The following is a 20,242-nucleotide window of genomic DNA, read 5'->3' as shown; positions in this document are numbered from 1 at the left end:
CCCTGACTTGTCCGAAGCTCGCAATCTGCTAAAGTTGGAACTTCTACAAGCCCTTGCAAATAGAGCTTCACAAGCCTCGATTAGAAGGAAATTTTTGACTTAGACCCGTAAATGGCCTGGCGCAGATGACGCTCCCTACTGATGGAGGGTATGCTTTTTTCATTTTATTAGCGACTGGACTCTTGTACTTTGTACAAATTTGCTCGAGCGAAGCAACTCCAACCTCGATCGATTCCAGTACCTACAACAACCCTACCGACTCGCTTGCCTCGGGAGACAATTCCGACGCATCCCGCCTTTGGGTACTTCCAGCGACAAGTGGTACCGTCTCGGACGTTAAACCACAGTTGTCGGTCACTCTTCCATTGTGTCGGTCGCTCGCGACGACGGCCAAGAACCTCGAACAAATCCGCGAGCAGCAAGAGACGGTCCGCGAACTTCATGGAAAACGGTGTGGTCTCAGAAGGAAATTGAATTCGGTGATTACAAGGAGGTTCACCTGCAAATTTCGACAGGACCAGACTCGGACACCGACATCATGGAGCTCACTGTACATCCGCTAAATAGTAGCGGTTGCAGATCTGCAGTTTAGCTCGTCAACGGGGCGCATCCATCGTCGAAAGGTCCCTGTATTTTTCCAGTTGTACCAGCCGCATCGAATCAGGCCGCCGAAGGCGGCTAGGCCGGCAGCATATAGAGCAGTTACGCTAAGTGCCGCTGGCTTCCCATCTTGTCGGAGCGTTGCGATGCAACGATCGCGACTCCCGCGCAGGCAAGTGCGGCGTACGTCGATGCCAGCGTCTAATAATTCAATCCGATACCATGCTGCGACCGTTGTAATGATCCAGGACAGCAATTGAGAGTGGAATCAAAAAAGGCGGCTTCCCGAATGAGCGGGCTGTCGATAGCGAGTGATGCCAAGGCGAGGTAGAGCGCTTCTGTCCAGCGGCGCGGTCCTCCTAAATGTCGAAATGCAGTCTTCCGCGATTAGTGACTAATAATCGGAACTGGCGGGGATACCGCGACGATCCGGGCCTGGGCCTCAACCATGCTCGTTAGGCCCGCAGCGGCGACATGGTCCGTCGGTTCGCCGTTGCCCGACGGAGAAAACAGCCAACCAAATTCCAGAGGGCTGATCCCCGGTTTCAGCACCCGCGGCGAATGGAGGACCGAGATGTCCGCCCAGAATTCGCTGGAGCCACCTTTTACCCCGTCGATCGAAACGAAGAAGCCGGGGGTCGCGTTTCCGGCTGCGACCAGGGGAAATTGATCCGGTTCAGCAAATTGCCCCGTCGACCCGGCCAGGGTTCCGTCGGAGTAGATGATCTGCAGGTCGTAGGTCCTGACCGATCCCGCGCCTTTGAATGCGAGCCTAAGCCCGACCGCGAACTTCGACGGCAGGTTGTTGAACTTAACCGGCAGACGAAACGGATTGGGCTCATTGCTGCGATTGCGCCAGAAGTTGAGCCGTATCTCGGTGAATTTTGCGGTCTGCGCCGGCGGGCCGACGAAGCGGAAGTGCAGTTGCGCCGTGCCGATGTTTTGCTCGAACCTGAAGCCGGTCGAGAGCAGGTCGAAATAGGCTTGCTTGTAGGTTTGCGGAACCTGGGGTCCCTCCGCGCACAGGATCGCTGCCGGGGTCTCGAATTCCACGATGCGGACCACTTCTTCCTGCGGCTTGAAGATCTTCCCATCGCTCAGCCGGAGATTACCCTCCATCGTGACCAATTGATATGCGGCGTCGGCATCGGCGGACGTGCGACAGAACACTTCCACGGGAGTGCCAAGTTCTTTCAGGAAACGCGACGAAATCAGGCCGACGTGTCGATGCACATGGATCGGGGCGGGATTGGCGAATGTCGAGGAGCACAGCCAGACCGCCTTGCTGTCCGCAGGCGATCCGGTCCGATGGAACGTAAGGAATTCGTGGTTGTCGTGATTGAGTCGCGCGGTCAGCTCGCGCACGTGAACGGGACCGGTCTTCCACTCGTTGTTGCCGAGTTCGGCAACATGAACGAAATCGAAATCGCGCCCGGTCTTGGTCCATCGGAGGAACGTCGATCCGCTCGCCATCGTCTGGAAGGCGCTTGCGGAAGTGGCTTCGAGCCACACGGAAGGCGGCCGTGCTTCCTCTTTGGTGCCGCCTCCGTCTTCCGTCACTTTCTTCTCTTGGGGCGACGACCATTCGAAGCCTGCGACCAGCAGGGGGGTATTGATCTCGCCGCGCTCGGTCTTTGCCGAACCCGTGCGGACGAAAATCGACAAGGCGTGGCGAGCGGGCGCTACCTGCTGATGCAGCGCGGAGAGCTTGCCGAACTGTTCCAGGGTAACCGTCGCGACAGCAACCCAGTCCCGCGTGGAGTTCGAAAAACCATCGATGCCCAGTTTGGAAGCGAATAGCTGGATATGCAGCCCGTCCGGGTCTGGCTTGAAAGCCAGTAGCGGCATCAGGTCCGTCGAGCCTTCGACCTCATACTGGAGCAGGGCGCTCTCTTTGTTGACCTTCGTATCCCGTTGATCGAAATCGATCCACCAGGCGTTCTCGGCCTCGAGCCGGTTCTTGTCGTTGCCTCCCGCTCCCGTCCATGCAGGATCGATGTAGCGGCGCATCGTGATGCCGGCGAAGAATTCCTCGAGCGGGGGCTTGCTGCCGAACAACACGTCCGGCTTGAGTACGAACATTGAATTGGGAAAGGCCGGCGCCGGCGCGTCCACATTGTCAAAGGTGAGGCCGATCGGCCCTTCGCCGCGCAGCATGAGGCTGAGCGCGGTTTCGCTGCCGAGCGCACGATAATCGAGCTGCGCATTGCGGCCCGCTTCCTTGTGCGCGTCTCGAATTTCGAGAGGCTCATTGGCCTTCTCAAAGCCGTAGCCGAAGCCAGTCTTGATCTCGGTGGCGATGCGATCGGCGAGGCCGCCGCGCGCATAGGGCGGCTCCTGCAGGATTGCCGCGACCGGTGGTGCCGGCCGGTCGATCCTTTCGCCTCCCGGTGCGGTCGTCAGGGGGATCAGCGCGCGCAGCTGCGGCCGCGTCAGCTGGATACGCGCGAGATCGGCCAGCATGGCCACACGCATCGTCCAGCCATGGGCCGGGGTGTCCAGCGGATGTTTCGGCTTATCGGTGCGCCAGGCATTGACCTGACGGCTGTTCCGCTCAAGCAGGGCCCCGGCATAGCGCGAACGCAGGGTAAAGCGGTGTCGGAAGTAGGTTGCCGATTCCGGATTCCAGTGATGATCCTGAAGCATGGTGCTGGCCGGCAGCGGTGCCAGCCGCTGCGTCACGGTCTGGGCATCGACATCCGAGCGATCGAAGAATGCCTCGAGTTCGAACTGCGCCAGCCTCCCGGCTGTGTCGAGGTTCAAGGGCAGTGCGGGCTGCGTTCTGGGCTCGGTGGGCGGCTTCTTGTCGATCGCGAAATCGTGCTCGCGGGGGTTGACGAGGTGATAGATTGGCCGTCCGCTCGGCCGCCAGCGCTGAGTGATCACATCGACCTCGCCGAGCAGGCGCCATTTTTCCCGCTGGTCGCCCGGCGCGGGCATGCCTGCCACGATTTCGAAGCGGCGGACGTGATCGATGCCCTTGGCGGAGATTACCGCAGCGGCAAGAGCGATCGCGCCTTCGCCGTCTCCGTCGTTGATCGGCATCGCGAGTTTCTCGATACCGTTGTACATCGTCTCAACCAGCAGCGCCGTTGCGGGGAAGATAACGTGGGTTGGCTTGACGAATGGGTCGGAGGAATCATAGACGTTGCGCGAAGCGTACTGTAGCAGGCCTCGATGGATGACCGACGGATAATGACCGTCGCTCTTGTCGAAACGCTTCGCCCTGACCATGGTGTCCATCGACAACCGAGCGACCATTCCGGCCGGCACTGACGCCGTCCGTTTCCTAGCCTTCGGCTGGTTGATCGGCGCGAGCGCCAGTGGTCCCGGTTGCACCGTGACCTCAAAGCGGAATTCGTCGTCGAGAGGCTTGAGCAGATTATCGAGGAACCACTTCGGGGACTTTTTCGTCTGTGCCTTGGCCTTAGCTGCATACGCATTTGCAACTTCTGCCAACCGGCCACCGAGTTCGTGAAGCTGCGCCCCAACGGGCGCGATCGTTGCCTGCGTAAGGTCATCGAGCGCGATCAATTCGAGTCGGATCTTTTCGACCGCCGGATCGGGCAAGCTCTCGAGGTTCCTGGCGAGGGCGGCATCGAACTTTCTCATGGCATAGGCGGTGGCCAGGCCGTTCATGAAGATGACGCCGGCGTTATTCTCCGGATCTTCTCCGCGCTCCTTGCCGAACGTTTCGAGAAACAGGCTGCCATTGGCGAACCACCGTTCGAAATCGAGATAGCTGACCCGAGGTGTCGTAACGGTGGTGGTCACCGGTCGCTCGAGGCCGCCCTTCCATGCGTCCTTGTCCGGCGCGAGGATCAGCAACGGCTGGCTGATATTGTCGCTCTTCTGCGAGCCGATATTGGCAAAGGACATCGACGCCGAATGATCGTCGTCGGTCCTGAGGGCGAGACGCAGCCAGCCGTTGAATTCATCGCCCGCCTTAAGGTCTCGCCTTTCCGGTTCGGCCCCGTCGAATTTGAACTCGAGCCACCGCTTGGGCAAATTTCCCGGGTCCTGCTCGAACACGATACGAATCGTGATGCTCGACAGGCCGGCAAATCCCGCGCCGATGACGAATGAGGCGCCCTTTGCGCCAGGCTCCTTGTCAGGTTCGTTCGCGGTCCCTTCGAAGACGTTTACGGTGAGCGACTTCGGCTGGCCGCTGATCTTGATATCGCTGATGTGCCATTCGGAGGTCTTGCTGGCGACCATCGATCCGCGGCCGTCGGAATCGCGCAGCAGGTCGCGTACGCCATCGATGCGCGCTTCGGCGTGCAGGCCCACGCGTGGGTAGGCGGCCGCAAGCGGCATTACCCCGTCGACCAATGCGCCGATACGTGCAGGCCGGCCCGCGGTCTTCTCGACGACCGACATCTGCGCAATCGCGGTGCGGCGCTGATAGTCGACATTCGCAATGACCTTCTGGTCCTCGTTGCCGGCGGTATCCTGCGGCGGCTTGATCTTCCAGTGGGGCGTCCACGGCGGCGTGCCCTCGTCCTGCAGCCGGCGCGGCAACGTGCCGGCGTTGCTGGTGATAAAGCTGAAGGTCTTGAACGCGCGGCCATAGGCAAGCCGCGGGACCCTGGGGTGGCGGTCCACCGCGTCGTGCGGATCCTGCACGTAGAACGGACGTCGCGGATCGCGCGCGACCATATCGTTGCCGACGATGCTCTCCTCGAAGGCCCGGTCGGCGAAGGGGAATCCGTGATACTCGAGGAACATCGGTCCGCGGCCATCATTGATGGCGGGGAGCATCGGGTGAATGGCCGCCGTGATATCAGGCGGGGGGTCCTGCGACTCGCCACCGGGCGGTGGCGGCGCCGGAAGCGTCCAGGTTAAATCGGCGAGATGCGTATGTGCCCAGGTATCGTCATCGGTGCCGAGATCGCCCCGCTGAATTACCAGGCCGATTCCGTTGAAATATCTGGAAAACGCGTCGATCTTGCCGCCGTCGATATTGCCCGCGACCTCAATCGCCAGCGGCTGCGGCGTGCTGTCGGGAATGAAACGGGCGTCGGGATCGTGGAACGATGCGGTCGGCGCGAGAAAGTCGTGGAGGCCATCCTCGAGATGTACATAGATCGACTCCAGCAGGGCGTCGATCTGGCCCTGCAATTCCCCTGCGGGAATTCCGTCGGGCGCGGTGGTCAACAGCAGCATGTCGGCGTCGGCGCGGACAACGGTTGCTGCATGTGCATCGAAACATCCGCCGGTCGGGGCCGCGGTCCCGGTAACCCGATTTGCGAAGAACGCGCTGCTGTTCAGATTCTTCACCAGCAACGACGTATTGCCGGCTTTTGGTTCGAGTGAGGCGAAGTCCAGCAAGCTGCGAACGAACGATGCGCTTGCGGATCTGCGGATGGCTTCGGCGCCGTTGAAGTTGCCGGCAAGCAACGTGCGATAGGCGGCCAACGCTTGTTCGAACGCGGCTTTGACCGCGGCCTCCACCGAAGGATCGAACGGCGGCGATGCTATCTGCTCAAGGTACTTCGTGGCAACCTTTGCTGACAAGGATGAGTCGGCCGTCTCGAACAATTTCAGAATCGCAGCTTCTGCACCGGCCTCGTCGACCAGCCGCTGCTCGTATTGCAGCAGCGCCGTCGACACCTTGTTTGCCAGACCACCTTTGGGGGTACTACCCTTGGTGGCGCCAGCCTTGGCGGCTTCAGCCCTTACCGTTTCCGCATAGGCGAGCACATGAGCGCGTTGCGGCTTGTCAGCCTTATCGCGTGCTTCTTCGTAACAGGCGAGCGCCAACGAGATGAATTCCAGCGCATCCTTTGGCTTTTCACTCTTTGGCGACTCGATGTCATAGATCTTGCGCAACGCCCGGACGACGTCCGGCCGGCTCGGCTTCGCGGCGGACGGGTTCGAAATCAGCGGACTGGTAAGAGAGAGGGCCTTCCTGATTGCAAGAGCGGCCTTGCCCGGATCGATAATCGAATCCGGGAGTGATTTCTCCAGGTGACCGAGCATCTCCGACACAAGCGGTGCGAGCACTTCGCCCTGGGTGCGCGAATCAAACCCGAATGTGTTGGCAGGCTGGGCGAGCGGCTTGAGCACGCCGATCACGACGTTGTCGAGCGCGGACAGCAGTCTTGCCACGACATACCAGACGATCGAGCAACAGGTCACGTCGACGGGCAGTCCGCCCTTCGTGACCTGGACGGTACTCACTCCAAAGCGGTTTTCAAACACGGGATCATTGTCCGGATTGCTGGCGCGCGAAGCAAGCGCGGCGTTCGCCGACAGCAGAGAGGCGGCACGCATCTCGAACCATGTCAGCAGCCGGTGGACCTGGGGCGCTTCGGGATCGATCTCGAAATAACCGTCCGGCGTCAGGCCGGGATAGATCGCCTTCAGATCCAGCGGCGACGCCTTGGCGACGATCGACGTGTAACAGGTGACCGCGCCGACGTCTCCCTTCGCGTTGTAGTCGAAAGTGCCGGCCGCCTCGTCGGCGAGCGGACCAGTCCCGAGCGCCTTGCCGGGCAACGTCTGCTGCTCCGGGTCATCCACGAAGAACGGCAATACGACGACACCGTCACCCGTGAGGGCGACGACCGGCAGCTGAACGATGTGGGTCAGCCTGAACTTGTGCGCAACCGGCGCATTCCACGCCTGCGCAGCCCGAAGGCGATGCGATGCACCGATGATATTGATGTCGACGGCGCTGTCGGGGTGCCATTCCGTCGTGGCCTTCGTCGCCCAGTAGTCGAGGTCGCGTTCGATGGACGTCGCCTTCCGCTCTCGCTCGAGCCAGGCGTAAATAGCGTCCGGATCCGCAGGCGCGACCGGCTCCGAAATCGGATCGATGATCTTCGAGTCATACTCGAGCTCGATCTTCGTCGGGTCGGGATCCTTGACCTTGTAGAGCTGGAAGCGAACGTTGCGAACGGCTTTCAGGAAATCCTTTAACGCGAGCGCTGCGTCCTTTGCCTCCTGCCCGGGGTCGGTGGCCGTGCCGTCGGTGCGGACCTCGAAACTCAGATTGACCGCGTATGAGGCCTTGGTTCCGTCGTCGTCGCTTGCGTGGAACGCGGTCGGTTCGCGGTCGACCAGGCAATGGATGTACTTTGAAATCGTCATTTTCAATGCCTCGCCGCTTCGAGCTTCTCGGCGGCCTTCTGCAATTTGCTCAGTTTCTCGTCGGTAACCTGCCCGCTGACGCTTGTGGAAACGGTGGTCTCCGATTTGCCGCCGCGCAGCTTGTATTTCGCCTGCGCGCGCCGTGATCTTGAAGAACTTGGATATCCGGATTTCGACCGTCAGGGTGCCATCGGCATCGATCTGGCCGTTGTCGCGGTAGGTCATGCGCAGCATCAGAACGATGCCGACCGTTACGATACCGGCGACGTTGACATGGCCGGCAATTACCAGGACCGCCGAGATCGAGAGGCCGCCGCCGGGCCTGCCGATCACCTTGCGGTAGGCGAGGGTGCCCGACAGCGTGATGAACACCTGGCCAGAGAACGGGCCGAATGCGAACGCGAGCGATGCCGAACCGCCCGCACCTGCTTCGACGCAGACCATCAGCTCATTGTCGAACGGCCGGTACTCCGCGTCGATCTGGATGTAGCCCGTTCCCCCGATGATGAAGATGGAGAAGATGAAGGGACGCTCGACCGACGACAGGTTGAAGCGGTTTGCGAGCATGAAGTCGGGGAACGCCAGCAGCTTGAAGTGGTTGGCGATACAGATGTTGGAGACGCCGCTGGTGCCGAAATTGAGCGCCATCGGCGGGATCGCGAAGTCGTGCTGCAGGCCGACCGGAATGCCGTTCTCCTTGATGACCGCCAGCCCGCCGATGTCGTCGGGGAACAGGGCCGCCAGGAAGTCCTGAATGAACTTGAAGGTCGGATTGAGCCGGATGTTCTTCGGATCGAACTCGACATCGAGGCCCTTCTCGCGGGTGAAGCTCAGCCCGAATTTCTCGAACTGCACCATCGATTGCCCGCCGACCACGAGATCGATCGTCGTGCCGACCCGGCCGAACCCGGTCTCGGATACCTTGTCCTGGTCCTTCGACGCTTCGAGGCGCACCTGACCGGTCAGGTGCATGTCGACGAAGTCCGCCTTGAACACGCCGACGGAGAACAGGCTGCGGCGGCCGCCCATCGGCGCATCGATGTCGACCTGCACCCAGGCGCGCGCCTGCTTCTTGTCAAAATCGTGGGTGACGCGCACCGCGTTGCTCACGCCCTCCGGGATCTTGTAATCCTTCAGGAGATTGCTGAGCTTCGCGCCGCCGAAATTGCGGAACACGTTGCCGATATCGAATGTGGAGAGATCCGCAGGGAACAGCTGGTCGCTGATCTTGTCGAACGGCAGCGACAGGCCGAGCGCTTTCAGTTCGTCACTGAGCCGGTTGAACAGCGCGTTGGCCTGGGTCGTCTTGATGACGTTGTCGATTTCATCAAAGTCGGACCGGATCCGGTCGATGTCAGCCTTCAGGGCGGCTAGTTCCGGCGCACCGGTCACCGCCGAATAGAGCTTGAGGACATTGTTCGGAGCTGCGAGCAGTCCGCCATCGTCGAGCTTGCTGAACTGATCAAAGACCCGGTCGCCATAGGCGCGGGCCGTCTCGTGCGCCCGCGAGAGGTCGTTTTGCAGGCTGCGTACCGAGCGATCAAACGATTGAGCCGCTGCGACCAGTTCCTTCGCATTGGCGGGAAAGGTTGTCAGGGCCTGCTGCAGGTTCTTGAACGTCGGGTCCTTTTCAAGAGCTTCGTAGGCGGCCTTCAGCTTCTCATCGAAATAGTCGGCGGCTTTCGTCCCTATCGCCTGGAAGTATTTCTCGACTTCCGCGACGCCCTCCGCGATCTGGGCGCATGCCGCGGAAACCTGCTCCATTCCCGTCAGCGCTTCGTTCTTCAGATTGCGCATGAGATCGCCGACCTTGTCGACGAAGAGGGCAAGTTGCGAGCGCATCGCGGCGACGGCCTCGGTGATGGCCTTGCCCACCTCGGGGACGTCCTTGATCGTCTCCGGCAGCGATACGAAGAGCTGATCCAGCGTCGCCCTGATGATCTTTTCCTTGACGAAACCCTCAAGCAGCGCGTCTGGTGCAAGCGCGTCCTGTACGGACTGGAGGAGGCTCCTTGCGTCATCGATTACCGGCAGGGCCGCAGCCGGGATGGCACTCAACTCGGCCTTGGTGTCGAGCAGCAGCGAATCCAGGAATGCTGCGGCCGGCGTAACGACGGCGTCGATCTGGGTGCCGATCTTGACGAGCCATTTTTCAGGCCAGGCGATGACCTTGGCGATCTCCTGGTTAATGATGTCGAGGAGGCCGCCGACTTCCTTCGCAAGTTCAGTCGCCGCCTCGTTCGTAAGCTCGATCGCAACCTGGTTCAGTTCACCGAGTTCAGCTGACAGCGACCTGCCGATTTCCTTGATCGCTGTGCCTACGGCAGCGATAAGATCCTGAACCTGGCTTGCTGCCTGGTCGGCGCGCTGGTCGAGGTTCTTGGCCTGCGTCCGGGCTTCACTGGCCGCCGCTTTCGCCTTCGCTATAGCGGTCTTCAGGTTAGTGATGGCCGTTTCTGCACGGGTCTTCAGGCCGGCGCTGACACCACTATTCTTGATCTTGGTCAAGACATCGTCGAGCTGGCCTGCTCCGGCGGTGTTGACGAAGCGTTCGAGGATCTTGTCGATCTTGCCGAGCAGCTGATCGACGTGCCTGTGCACCTCCGTGACCTCGCCGAGCGCGCCGGCCTGCAGAACCGCCAGCTGTCCAAGCGCCTTGGCGATATGTCCGCCGATGGCCTGGCTGACCTCGTTGAGCTCGACACCCAGCCTTTGACGTGCCTCCTCTATTGCCGCGACAATGTCGTCACCGACACTGCTGACGGCGGCCGTCACGCCGGCGCGGAACGAGCGCCGTCGCTCTTCGAACCACGGCTTGGTCTGGTCATAGCCGTGCACGAACTGCGCGATCCGCTGCCGTGCGCGGGCCACGACCGCTTCGATTTCCGCCTCGATGTCAGCCACGATGGCGCTTGATTTCTCGACACCTTCCTGCAGCCGTGCAAGGTCCTTGCTGGCTTCGGCGAAGAGCGGGCGGATGTAGTCTACCGCCTTGTCTGTGAGCTGATTGATGACTTCAGTCTTGGACTTTGTCTTGTAGGGATCGAGCTCCTTCAGGATTTCTTCAAGCTGCGCGCTCCAATCGTGCAGGGCCGTGCGAACCAGCAGTTCCTTGCGCTGGATCGTTTCGACGGCGTCCGATTTCAGCTTTTCGCACAGCGCCGGAGCGGCCTTGAGGTCCGACACGAAGCTCTTGAATTTGTTCACGTCACCTGGGATGAACTTCTTCAGGTCGTTCTTGAGGCTTCCTGTCCAGGCTGCATCCAGCTTCTTGCGTGCATCGTTCAGGGCGGTGAGGTTGCCGGCTCCAAGCGCGGCATTGAGGGCCGAGATGCTGTCGGAGAAGGCTTTGGCGCCGTCAGAGCCGGCATTCTGTCCGTCGGCGCCCCAGTACCTCAGGGCGGCCAGTGCCTCGCTTTCCGGCTTGTCTGTCAATCCGTCGACGATCTTGAGCACCTTCGAAGTGGGGGGGCGGATTCCTCGAGTTTCTTGGGTCTCGCGTGCGTGGCGCGCATGAAGGAGACGCTGTCGAGGCCGGCATAGACCGGCTTGCCGGCGCGTCCCGCATTCACCGCAACCTTCTGCGCAGCCGGTGCCAGCCGCCAGGTGAAACGGCGCAGACCGGGAAGGATTCGGCTGACCGGCGGACGTCGCTTTTCGTGTTCGCTGGGCTCCGGCTGTTTCGACGATTTCTTGTCGACTTCCTCGGCAATATCGTGCGCTGCCGGCATGTTGGGGAAGTCGAGATTGTGCAGCGGTTTCCAGGTGTCGGTATCGGGCGAGGCGTTCGGGCTCACATCGGCGTAGAAATACAGGTAGTCCGGATCGAGACACTCCTGTGCGACGACGGGCTTCTCTGCGTCGCCCTCGGCGGTAGAAACGAAGGCGACGTCGGGCATCGGGTAGACTTGCGGCCGCTCGCGCGCGCTTTGCCGGTTCCAGAGCGAAATCTCCCAGCCGAAATTGTCGATGTCGTGCGCCCATGCGCTGTCAACATTGATGATCTTCGAGTTGAAGCGCACGCGTTCGAGGAAGCCGGCGCTGCGCTGTTCGGCGATGGTGAAGTCAGGATAATTGCGCTCCGGCTGCAGCAGCTCGATATATTCGCGGACCTTGCGCAGGATCGGCCGGCGGGATCGCGTATGGTGCCGATCCCCCTCCAGGTTGGGCGCAAACTGCGCCGAGGGGTTGACCGTGCGCTCGTAGACCACGACGTGCTTAGCCCGATGCCAGAACGCGCAGATGCGGCCGAGCACCTCGACCTGCTGACGCTGCACGTAGCCGTTGTAGGTCTCGCTGATGATCGTGACCCTGCCGTCGAGGAATTGGGCTTTCTGCCTTGCGTCGCCTCCCGTGGGCGAAAGCGCGATCGCCTCGATCGTCCCGCCGGCAGACTGAGGCACCTGCAGCAGGCTCTTGAACAGGTTCAGCTGTTCGACCGGCCACAGCGCACCGCCGCTCAGGCCTTGCGGATGGTGACGTGGGTTGTTCTCGAGTTCGGCCGGCACCTTGTCGGCGTCGATGCCTCCGACGCGCGGCAAAGACTTGTAGTCGTCAGCAGTTTCCCCGACGCCATTGTTCGGAGTCTGATCGATCAGGGGCGGGCGGTGCAGCGCCGTGTAACGCAGGGCAAATTGCACGCCGTCGGCAAAGCGCGCCGGGGTGAAGTCGACAGCCGAGTCCAGATCGCGCGCCCAGATCTCCAGACGCTCGGGCCGCCGAGCGATGGCGCTTCGCAGCGCATTCCAGCGGCTGGAAACCCGTGCTTCCGCACCGGGCTGCGCCGGGCCGGTCGGCTTGCCCGTCAGGGCCTCGATCTCGGCGACACGCGCGCCGCGGGCGATCGACCGTTCCTTGCCAACATCGATTCCGACCGGCAAGCCATAGAGGAATTCAGCGCGCAAATATCCGAGGGCCGCGCCAAGTCCGTATTCGCCGCGCTGGCGAAAGATCTCGTAGCTCGTCGCCTCCGGCATGAAATAGCCGCGCTCGACGTCGCTCGGCTGGATCCACATCTCCGCGGACGGCGTGAGGCGAAACTCGACGGCACGACGCTGCAGATCGCTCTTCGGGCCCGCCATGCGATAGTTGTGTGCGTCGAGCTTATTCTTGCCGTTGTCGTCCTGGTCCGGGACGAACGGGGTAGGCGGATTCTCGTTGTTCGGATCCGGTACGGGCAAGTCGTGCAGTTCGAGCCGACGCGGCTTGTCGGCGCTTTCACCGACCACCTGCGGCGGGAAGACGTAGTGATAGAGATCCGAGGTTCGCCGGTACTGCCAGATCCGGTCGTCGTCCGAATAGAACGCAACATTCGCCGTATCGATCTTGCCGCGCGCGTAGAGCGGCTGATGGGTGTAGCGGAAAATCGAGAACGGCTCCGACGAGAGCACGACGTAGGAGCGCGTTCCGGTCTGCTGCGAGTTTTCGATGATCGACGCAACAAGCTTGCGATCATGGGTTGGCGACAGGGTCTCGGTCGCCTTGAGCCAGAACACGTTCTCGCTGTCGGAACCTACGGCCGCCGCATCGAGCGGGATCAGCAACGGTCCCGGACGCCCGCTGCGGTCGGTCCGGGCGGTGTCGACGCCGATCGGCTCGATGGTCGATGCCGGGATCGCGAGGCTGATTTCTGCTGCAATGCGGCCTTCGGGATAGACCAGCAACGGGCTGCCGTCGCCGAGGCCGAGACGAGCGCCTCGTCCGCCGATCCTGAGATGGCCGGGCTCTTCCGTTTTCGGATAGTTGATCGATCCACGGAATTGCAGCGACGAAAGCCGTCCGTACCAGCTCTCCTGTCCGTCCTGCAGCCTGGGCCGCGTCACCACCTTAAACGACGCAAAGAACGGCTCGCCGTCTTCCACGCTGTCGTTGGCTTGCGGCGGCCAATCCTTGTCGTGGTTGAGGCTCAATTCAAGCTGGGGCGGGGGCGCCGTTGGCTTCGGCTGAAAGAAAGTCAGGCCGGCGGCAGACAGCTTCAGCTCGAAATTTTTCAGCTCGCTTTCGTTGATCCCCTGGATCAGGTGCCGCGGGTTGGCGATGCTCAGCCGCATGGATGGCCGTCGCCAGCCACCTTGTCCCGCACCCGGTGCAGGGCGCCCCCAGGAAACCATTCCGTCCTTGAAGGAGGCGGGTAGCGGGGAGCCGTAAAGACAAAAACGGATGCTCGGATTTCCCGCAGGACCGGACAGGTCCGGCAGGAACGAATGTGGCCGTCCTGCCTCGCCGCGTTCGAGCGAGTCCCTGACCGTGCCCAACGAATGGTTGGCGTGCGCGAGCAGCCCGCTCTTGAATTCGGTGTCTGCGTTGATGGCTGCCGCGTTGACGTTGTGCGCCGAGATCGGCTCGAGCCAGTGCAGGCGAATGTTGACGGCGGGTGACCAGTCGGCATCGGGGTCGGTCGTCCAGATATCGCGGCGTGAAATCTCCCAGGCGAGTTCGCAATCGACGGAAAGATGCCTTGCGCCGATCCTTATCCAGCCCTCGACTTTGCTTGCGTCTTCCTCGCTGGCGGTTTCGTTGGCGCCATAATGGATGCCATCCGCAAAACGGCCGCCGAGTTCACGTGCGAGACGCAGGCGCAGTCCCTTGCTGTCGCCCCGCAAGTCCCCGGATTGCGGCCCAGTCGCTCCGGTCCTGATCACCGAGGCACGATAGCTGAGTGAGCTGGAATGCCCCCGGTCCGCGCCGGTTCCATTCGGCGCGGAAGAAAAGCGCAGGCTTGAATCGGCAAGGCCGATATTGGCCGACTGCAGCCAGTCGTCCTCGTCATAGTCCAGCGCGAAGCCGTAGGGCCAAAGGATATCCTGGCGCAGGGCCTGGCTGTTGAGCGGCCAGTAGCTCAACGTGGTGGGCCGATCGAGGCCATAGACAGCGAAATCGCCGCCGGTCTGGCCATATTCGGCAAAGCCGAATGAGCCAAGGCGCATCTTTTCCTTTTTGGGCTTCTTTTGACCCAGAAAGGGAAAACAGGATTTTTCGGGCGCGTCGAATTTCGGCAAGCCGTCATTGGCTTTCCAGCCAGCGAACAGCCGGTCGATCTCGAACCACTTGTCCGCGGCCTTCGGCTTGAGATCGAACACCGCCGAGAACGGGAACGCGCCTGCATTCTTGCGGCTGGCCGCCGAATGGCTTGTCCGGCGCACGGGCAGCGGCAGGTGCAGACCGAGATGGAGCAGGGGCCGGTTCTTGCCGTAAATGCCGAGTGAGGAGAAAACCGGGTTGTCGGCGTAGGTGAAGCGACGCATGAGCGGCCACTGCACCTCAAGGTCCGACGGACCTGCCGTCTTGTCCTGCTCAGGCCGCTGGTACTGCTCGAAGAGGAATGCGCCGCGAAAGATGACAAAGGCCTCGTCGGCGCCGGCTGCTGCGGGGCCGCCGCCATCGAGCCAGATCGCACAGTCATTGCGCGTGTTGGAGGTGAACCAATCCACCACACCTTGAGTGGAGAGGACGAAGAGATCGTCCTTCACCGTTCCTAGGTCGGGGGGAGGCGGATCAGTTTCCCGGTCGGTGGGAAACCATCGCAGGAGCGCCGTATGTTCGGCGGCACCTTGCTGCCTGGGGGCGGCATAAACCTCTATGATGCCGGATTGGCGCGACTTCTCGTCGTCGTTGAGAAGCTTCGCGGTCGGCGGCCAACAGAATTTGCCGTAAAGCCTGAATATCAAGAACATCGAGTAACACCCCGGCTCAAATTGTTCACGGAATGAAACGCCTACAGCCGCCAGCAGCACCGTTGTGGTGCGATCATTTCAAAATGCTATGAAGTAAAGCTACTATGCGATGAGGAAGATTCGTCGATTCCGATCGGAACTGTCATGACGACCGGCTACTCAGGCCCTCTTAACTGAAACATGCACATGATTGGTGTCCTCATAGAACACCCAGTCGCAGCCCGCATTCACCGCAAGCCGGGCGAGACGTCCGAGTTTGGCACCGTCGGGCGGTTGCGTCGTGATGTCGGCTGCTCGGCCCTCGTAATGCAGGGCGGCGGGCGAGTGCTCATTGTCCTCGTCCCAGGCCTCCGCCACGCGAAGCTTCACGCCGGGCCATTCTGCGCTGACTAGCGAAGCCAGCGCATCGAGCTTGGATTGCATCCGGGCGCTCATCATTCGATCGGCGCCCGTGCCTTCCTCATCCTTGAAAACAATGCTCGCGTTCTGATTGGAGACAAGTGTCGCAAACTCCGGATCAGTTCGCTTGATCTTCTTGGTGATCGCACCGCACGTCGCCGTTTCCGACGCGTTGGGGACTTTCTGCCCTTGCGAGAGGTCATCAGTGGCCTCAGGTGACGGAGCTAATTCCATCAACGACCGATCGTTCTTCGACGACCCTGGCGTAATACCGAAATAGGCATAGGCCGCCGATACGGCGAGGCCAAGCCATGTTGTACCAAGATCGCTCAGAGTCTGATTGGCCTTGGGATAGATCATTACTCCGAGCACTAGCGCCGTAAGACCCGTCGCCATCCAGCCCAAGAGATAGAGGATCGCAATTGTCGTGGTGGCCGTAGTCGCTTCTGTAGCACCAGGAACGACCGAAGGGGCTTTTCCGGGCTCGGTCACGCTAAGCCGTGCGATGACCAGCGCTGAAACGAGGCCGCCGACCGTCGTAACGACGTAGGTCAGCCCCTCGCCAAAAGGAACCGCCGGGCACGAGATTTTCCCGCCGCATGCATCCCAGACAAGATAGGCCATATAAAACGTCGATGCAGAGAAGAGCAGAAGCAAGACGACCGCGATGAAGCCGCCAAAGAAAATTCCTACTGTAGAATTCATTTGTAGCCCCCAAATAACTAGTTGAATTTGCCTCCAAAAATTATGAGCTACTATAAATTGTAGTAATAATAATCGTATCCGTGTGGAAAACGCAAGCGGCCATGCCGCTATCGTATAAGTACGCGAAGGGGAGGGGCGGCTGATCAGTTAACGCTGCTGCACGATGACAAGCTACCGCCCGCGCTGCCAAAAAAATTTGAAAAGGACTCTGAAATCCGACGCCTCGCCTGCAAAGGGCGGCGCATCATCCAGACCGAGGCGGTTGCCTGCGGTCCCGTGAAGGTCACTCTCCACAGAGTCGAACGCTCGGTAAGCAGGAGCAGTTTAATCTCCCCTGAAGTAGCGATCTGCATCGGTCTCGTCGTTGTTGAGGCTGCAGCACAGCCCATTACCCGCGCCCTGCACGTCGCGTTTGCGCCAGCACGCCAACGCTCGATCATGCGGGGTCGATTGACCGCCGGGAGGGGTGAAATCTTGAGTCCAAGTAATTCGCGGCTTCAAGGGCTCCTGACCGGCTTTGGGACTCCCGAGAGTGTAACGGAGTCGGGCCGCCCCTTATCTTCGGTTGCGCAATTCAGCTGCCCAATTTGACCTCAGCAAGCCGCCCGGCCAGCGTTCGGGCGGTGGCCGGTCTGACCGTTCAACTGGTTGAACCAGACTTTCGATTTCGAGGTGACCGGTAGAGCGCGACCGGACAAGTGACGAGCGATAGACGCAGAAAAAATTCTTCGAATTGGCGTGCGGGGCTATGAACGCGATATTGCGAAATCCAGGCGGCTGGATCCAAGACGTATGGCAGACCATTGTTCCGACAGCCCTGCTGCGCTGACAGCCCCTATTTTTCCTGCTTGGCCGACCGGACTGTTCAAGCGGTCGAATTCACGATCGTGGTATTGCGACGCGTGAGTTCGACCTCCAGCGGTCTGCTACGTGAGGAGGTACGGAAGAGCACCGCCTGTTGTTTGGGGAGAGCTCCTTCCTAGCGGCCTCCAAGAATCCGCTTGACCGATGCATCGAGCAAGATCAACGACGAACTCGCCGTAGTGTCTGGAGGAGCTGCATCATTGTGGCCTGCGTGCTTTGTATTCCTCAGTCAAAGCAGAGAAGCTAATGCAAAAGCATCCCGTGCAGATGCACAAAGGCTTATGAATACCGATCGATTATCTTCGAGATTTTGATTCAGCTAGACGCAATCTGAATCGCGCTGGAACGCGGTGATCGCTATCAGAAACGCGAGATTTCTTGCTCCCCAAAGGCCTCGGACACGTTTTCCTTCCAGCGCACCGATCCGAACGGGCGTTCCAACATGCGTCGGACCCGTACGGGCTCAGGGCCAATGTGCAAAGCAATTGCCTGCTGTTCAATCGCGCGCTCCGACGGAGTCGAGCGGTTGCGCTGGCGCAAATAATCGAGCCATGTCGGGCAGTGATAGCGCTCGGTCCATAGTTCGGGATCGGCGATGTCGCGCGCTATCGACCAGCCATAAGCGCCATTGCGCTGCCGGAACAGCTGTACGTCCTGCATCACGTTGTGAAAGGACCGCGCATTCCCCTGCGTTACGCGATATTCGATCTCGACAACCAACGGGCCGCTGCGTCCGGTCAGCGCCAGCCGCACCTCAGGATCCTCAAGCACCTCGGCCTCTTCGCCCCACGCGCCGACGCGCGGGATGCGCCACCAAAGGCCAAGGAGCGGCGAGACCAACATCAGGGCGGCCGAGACTAGGAGCGCAGTTTGGACCCCAGCGGCATCGGTGAGATGGCCCCAACCCCAACTGCCGACAGCAATCCCGCCGGAACTCGCCGCCTGATAGGCCGCGAGCGAGCGCCCCGCCACCCAGCGTGGCGCCGATAGCTGCACGCCAATATTGAACAGCGCCCACGCCATCATCCACACGGCGCCCGCAAGAAAAAGCGCGGCCGTCGTCAGTACCGGCTCTCTGCTCAGCGCCACCGCGGCAATCGCACAGCCCATGGACAGCGCACAGGCGCGGATCGCCGCCTCGCCACTCATGCGCTTCCGTACCTCAGTGAGATTGAGAGCGCCGATCACCGCGCCCAGGCCAAAGGCGCTCAGCATGATGCCATAGGTCTGGGCATCGCCATGGAGGAGATCGCGCGCCACTAGCGGCATCAGTGCGATGATCGCGCCGCCGATCGCGCCTGTTACCATGGAGCGGGTCAGAACGATCTTGATCGATGGCGAATTGGCGATGTAGCGCACGCCCGTAACGATGGCACGGTTAAACCTTTCAGGCGGCAGACGCGACGGTTTGGAGAAAGGTTTCCACAGGAACAGCGCTAGCATTAGTGGCAGATAAAGCAGCGCGTTTAGTGCGAAAGCAGCTACTGCGCCAGCGGTCACAACGACAATGCCACCGATTGCCGGACCTACACTGCGTGCGATATTGTAGCTGATGCTGTTCAGCGCGACGGCCGCGGGAAGCGTTTCCGACGGTACCTGTTCGCTGACCGAGGATTGCCAGGCCGGATCCATCAGCGCCACACCGCTGCCCACCACGAAGCACAGCGCCAATAACAGGTTCGGCGTGACTAGGCCGAGCCAGGCGAGGGCCGTCAGCGCGGCCGCGCCCGCGAACGCGATACCAAGCGAAAACAGCATCACGATGCGCCGGTCATGCATGTCGGCAATGGCACCGGCCGGCATCGAGATCAGCATGACCGGCAGCATCAAGGCGGTTTGGACCAGTGCGACCTTGTCGGCCGACGATGTCATCTGCGTCATCGCCCAAGCCGCGCCAACGCCCCTAATCAAGGCGCCAAGATTAGAGAAAAGACTCGCCAGCCATATGCGGCGGAACGTGACATGGTGGAACGGCGCAGTGATGCTACTGGCGCTGAAGGTCGGCGACTGGGGCAACTCGGTCATTTGGCTCCTGCCTCGCCTCCGATAATGTGAACCTGGGCCAGATCAGTGATGGTCCGGGCAACCTCGATGCGCCCAGGCAACCTCGGTCGGCCTTGTCGATTTGGTCGACCCAGCAGCGGCATTGCTCGGTGAACGCGATCATGGTTCCGGTCTGGGCAGGGTTCGCGGTCAAGCACGGCATGTCCCGCTCGGTGGCGGTCTTGACTTCGAGATCGATGCTGATCGAGTAGCGGATGGACATGGCATTACATCACGGCGACGTGAGGCGAGATCGCTGTTTCGCAGCCAAATCTCAGATGAACCTCTTGAACGGCCGAGTTCCGGTATTTTGATCTCGTCAGGGTAAATGGGCCACGCGAATGAATGGCGATACGATATTCGCGATTCTCAATTTGCCTTCGAACACCGATCTAAAGGACTTCTCCTCAGCTCTGTCGGCCGGAGCATAGAATAAAGTGACCAAGCGCGGGTTTTGCGCGTTGTATGCGAGTGGGCGATGAAAAAATGCGTAAACGTACCTCGCGCCTTGGATCGCGGCATCAGCCTATACTTTGGTTTTCGGATGAAGCATCATTGCAAAGGGAAAAGACGGCATCACCTGATCTACTCTCAATCAAACGCTCCGTTAGCTACACCGCTCAGGTGCGAAGTTTTGTGAAATGGTTCACAAAAGAAAAGCGTCGTGAACTGCTCAGGTAGCCCCCAGTCGCCTGTTTTCTTTTTGACGCAAGCGTTCACAAGAGACGCGGCATGGGCTTCGTGCAGACTGCAAACACATTCAAAGATGTGGATGGAGGCGAACGCGAGACAATGCACGACAGCTTGTCGGCGATCGTGATGCTTTGGAGGGCCCCGGCCGCGGGCCTCAACGCTGCACCATT

The 20,242-nt window shown here is 60.7% G+C and carries 4 protein-coding genes; all 4 read right to left on the bottom strand.

The features are described 5' to 3' along the window. Positions 1–987: 987 nt before the first annotated feature. The 4 genes from LMTR21_RS25880 to LMTR21_RS25865 all read right to left on the bottom strand — a co-directional run bounded on the left by LMTR21_RS25880 (position 988) and on the right by LMTR21_RS25865 (position 19,361). A complete protein-coding gene (locus LMTR21_RS25880; protein ID WP_141688619.1) occupies positions 988–11,130 on the bottom strand; it encodes a hypothetical protein in 10,143 nt (3,380 codons plus the stop codon). After that, positions 11,127–15,368: a hypothetical protein gene (locus LMTR21_RS25875; protein WP_065756079.1), complete on the bottom strand. Its 4,242-nt coding sequence runs from the start codon at positions 15,366–15,368 to the stop codon at positions 11,127–11,129. The genes LMTR21_RS25880 and LMTR21_RS25875 overlap by 4 nt, the downstream gene beginning before the upstream one ends. A 159-nt stretch (positions 15,369–15,527) precedes the next feature. After that, positions 15,528–16,472 (bottom strand): hypothetical protein, encoded by a 945-nt coding sequence (locus LMTR21_RS25870; RefSeq protein ID WP_065756078.1) that lies wholly within the window; start codon positions 16,470–16,472, stop codon positions 15,528–15,530. Positions 16,473–17,696: 1,224 nt separating this feature from the next. Beyond that, a complete protein-coding gene (locus LMTR21_RS25865; protein WP_065756077.1) occupies positions 17,697–19,361 on the bottom strand; it encodes an MFS transporter in 1,665 nt (554 codons plus the stop codon). Positions 19,362–20,242 lie beyond the last annotated feature (881 nt).

The sequence above is a fragment of the Bradyrhizobium paxllaeri genome, from assembly GCF_001693515.2.
Taxonomy (GTDB): Bacteria; Pseudomonadota; Alphaproteobacteria; order Rhizobiales; family Xanthobacteraceae; genus Bradyrhizobium; species Bradyrhizobium paxllaeri.
Note: the sequence above shows the minus strand (reverse complement) of the source record. Positions and strands in the feature narration are given on the sequence as shown.

What these genes read in the sequence shown, in the direction of transcription:
- LMTR21_RS25875 (WP_065756079.1), bottom strand. Translation starts at nt 15,368, where the DNA reads ATGTTCTTGATATTCAGGCTTTACGGCAAATTCTGTTGGCCGCCGACC.
- LMTR21_RS25870 (WP_065756078.1), bottom strand. Translation starts at nt 16,472, where the DNA reads ATGAATTCTACAGTAGGAATTTTCTTTGGCGGCTTCATCGCGGTCGTC.
- LMTR21_RS25865 (WP_065756077.1), bottom strand. Translation starts at nt 19,361, where the DNA reads ATGACCGAGTTGCCCCAGTCGCCGACCTTCAGCGCCAGTAGCATCACT.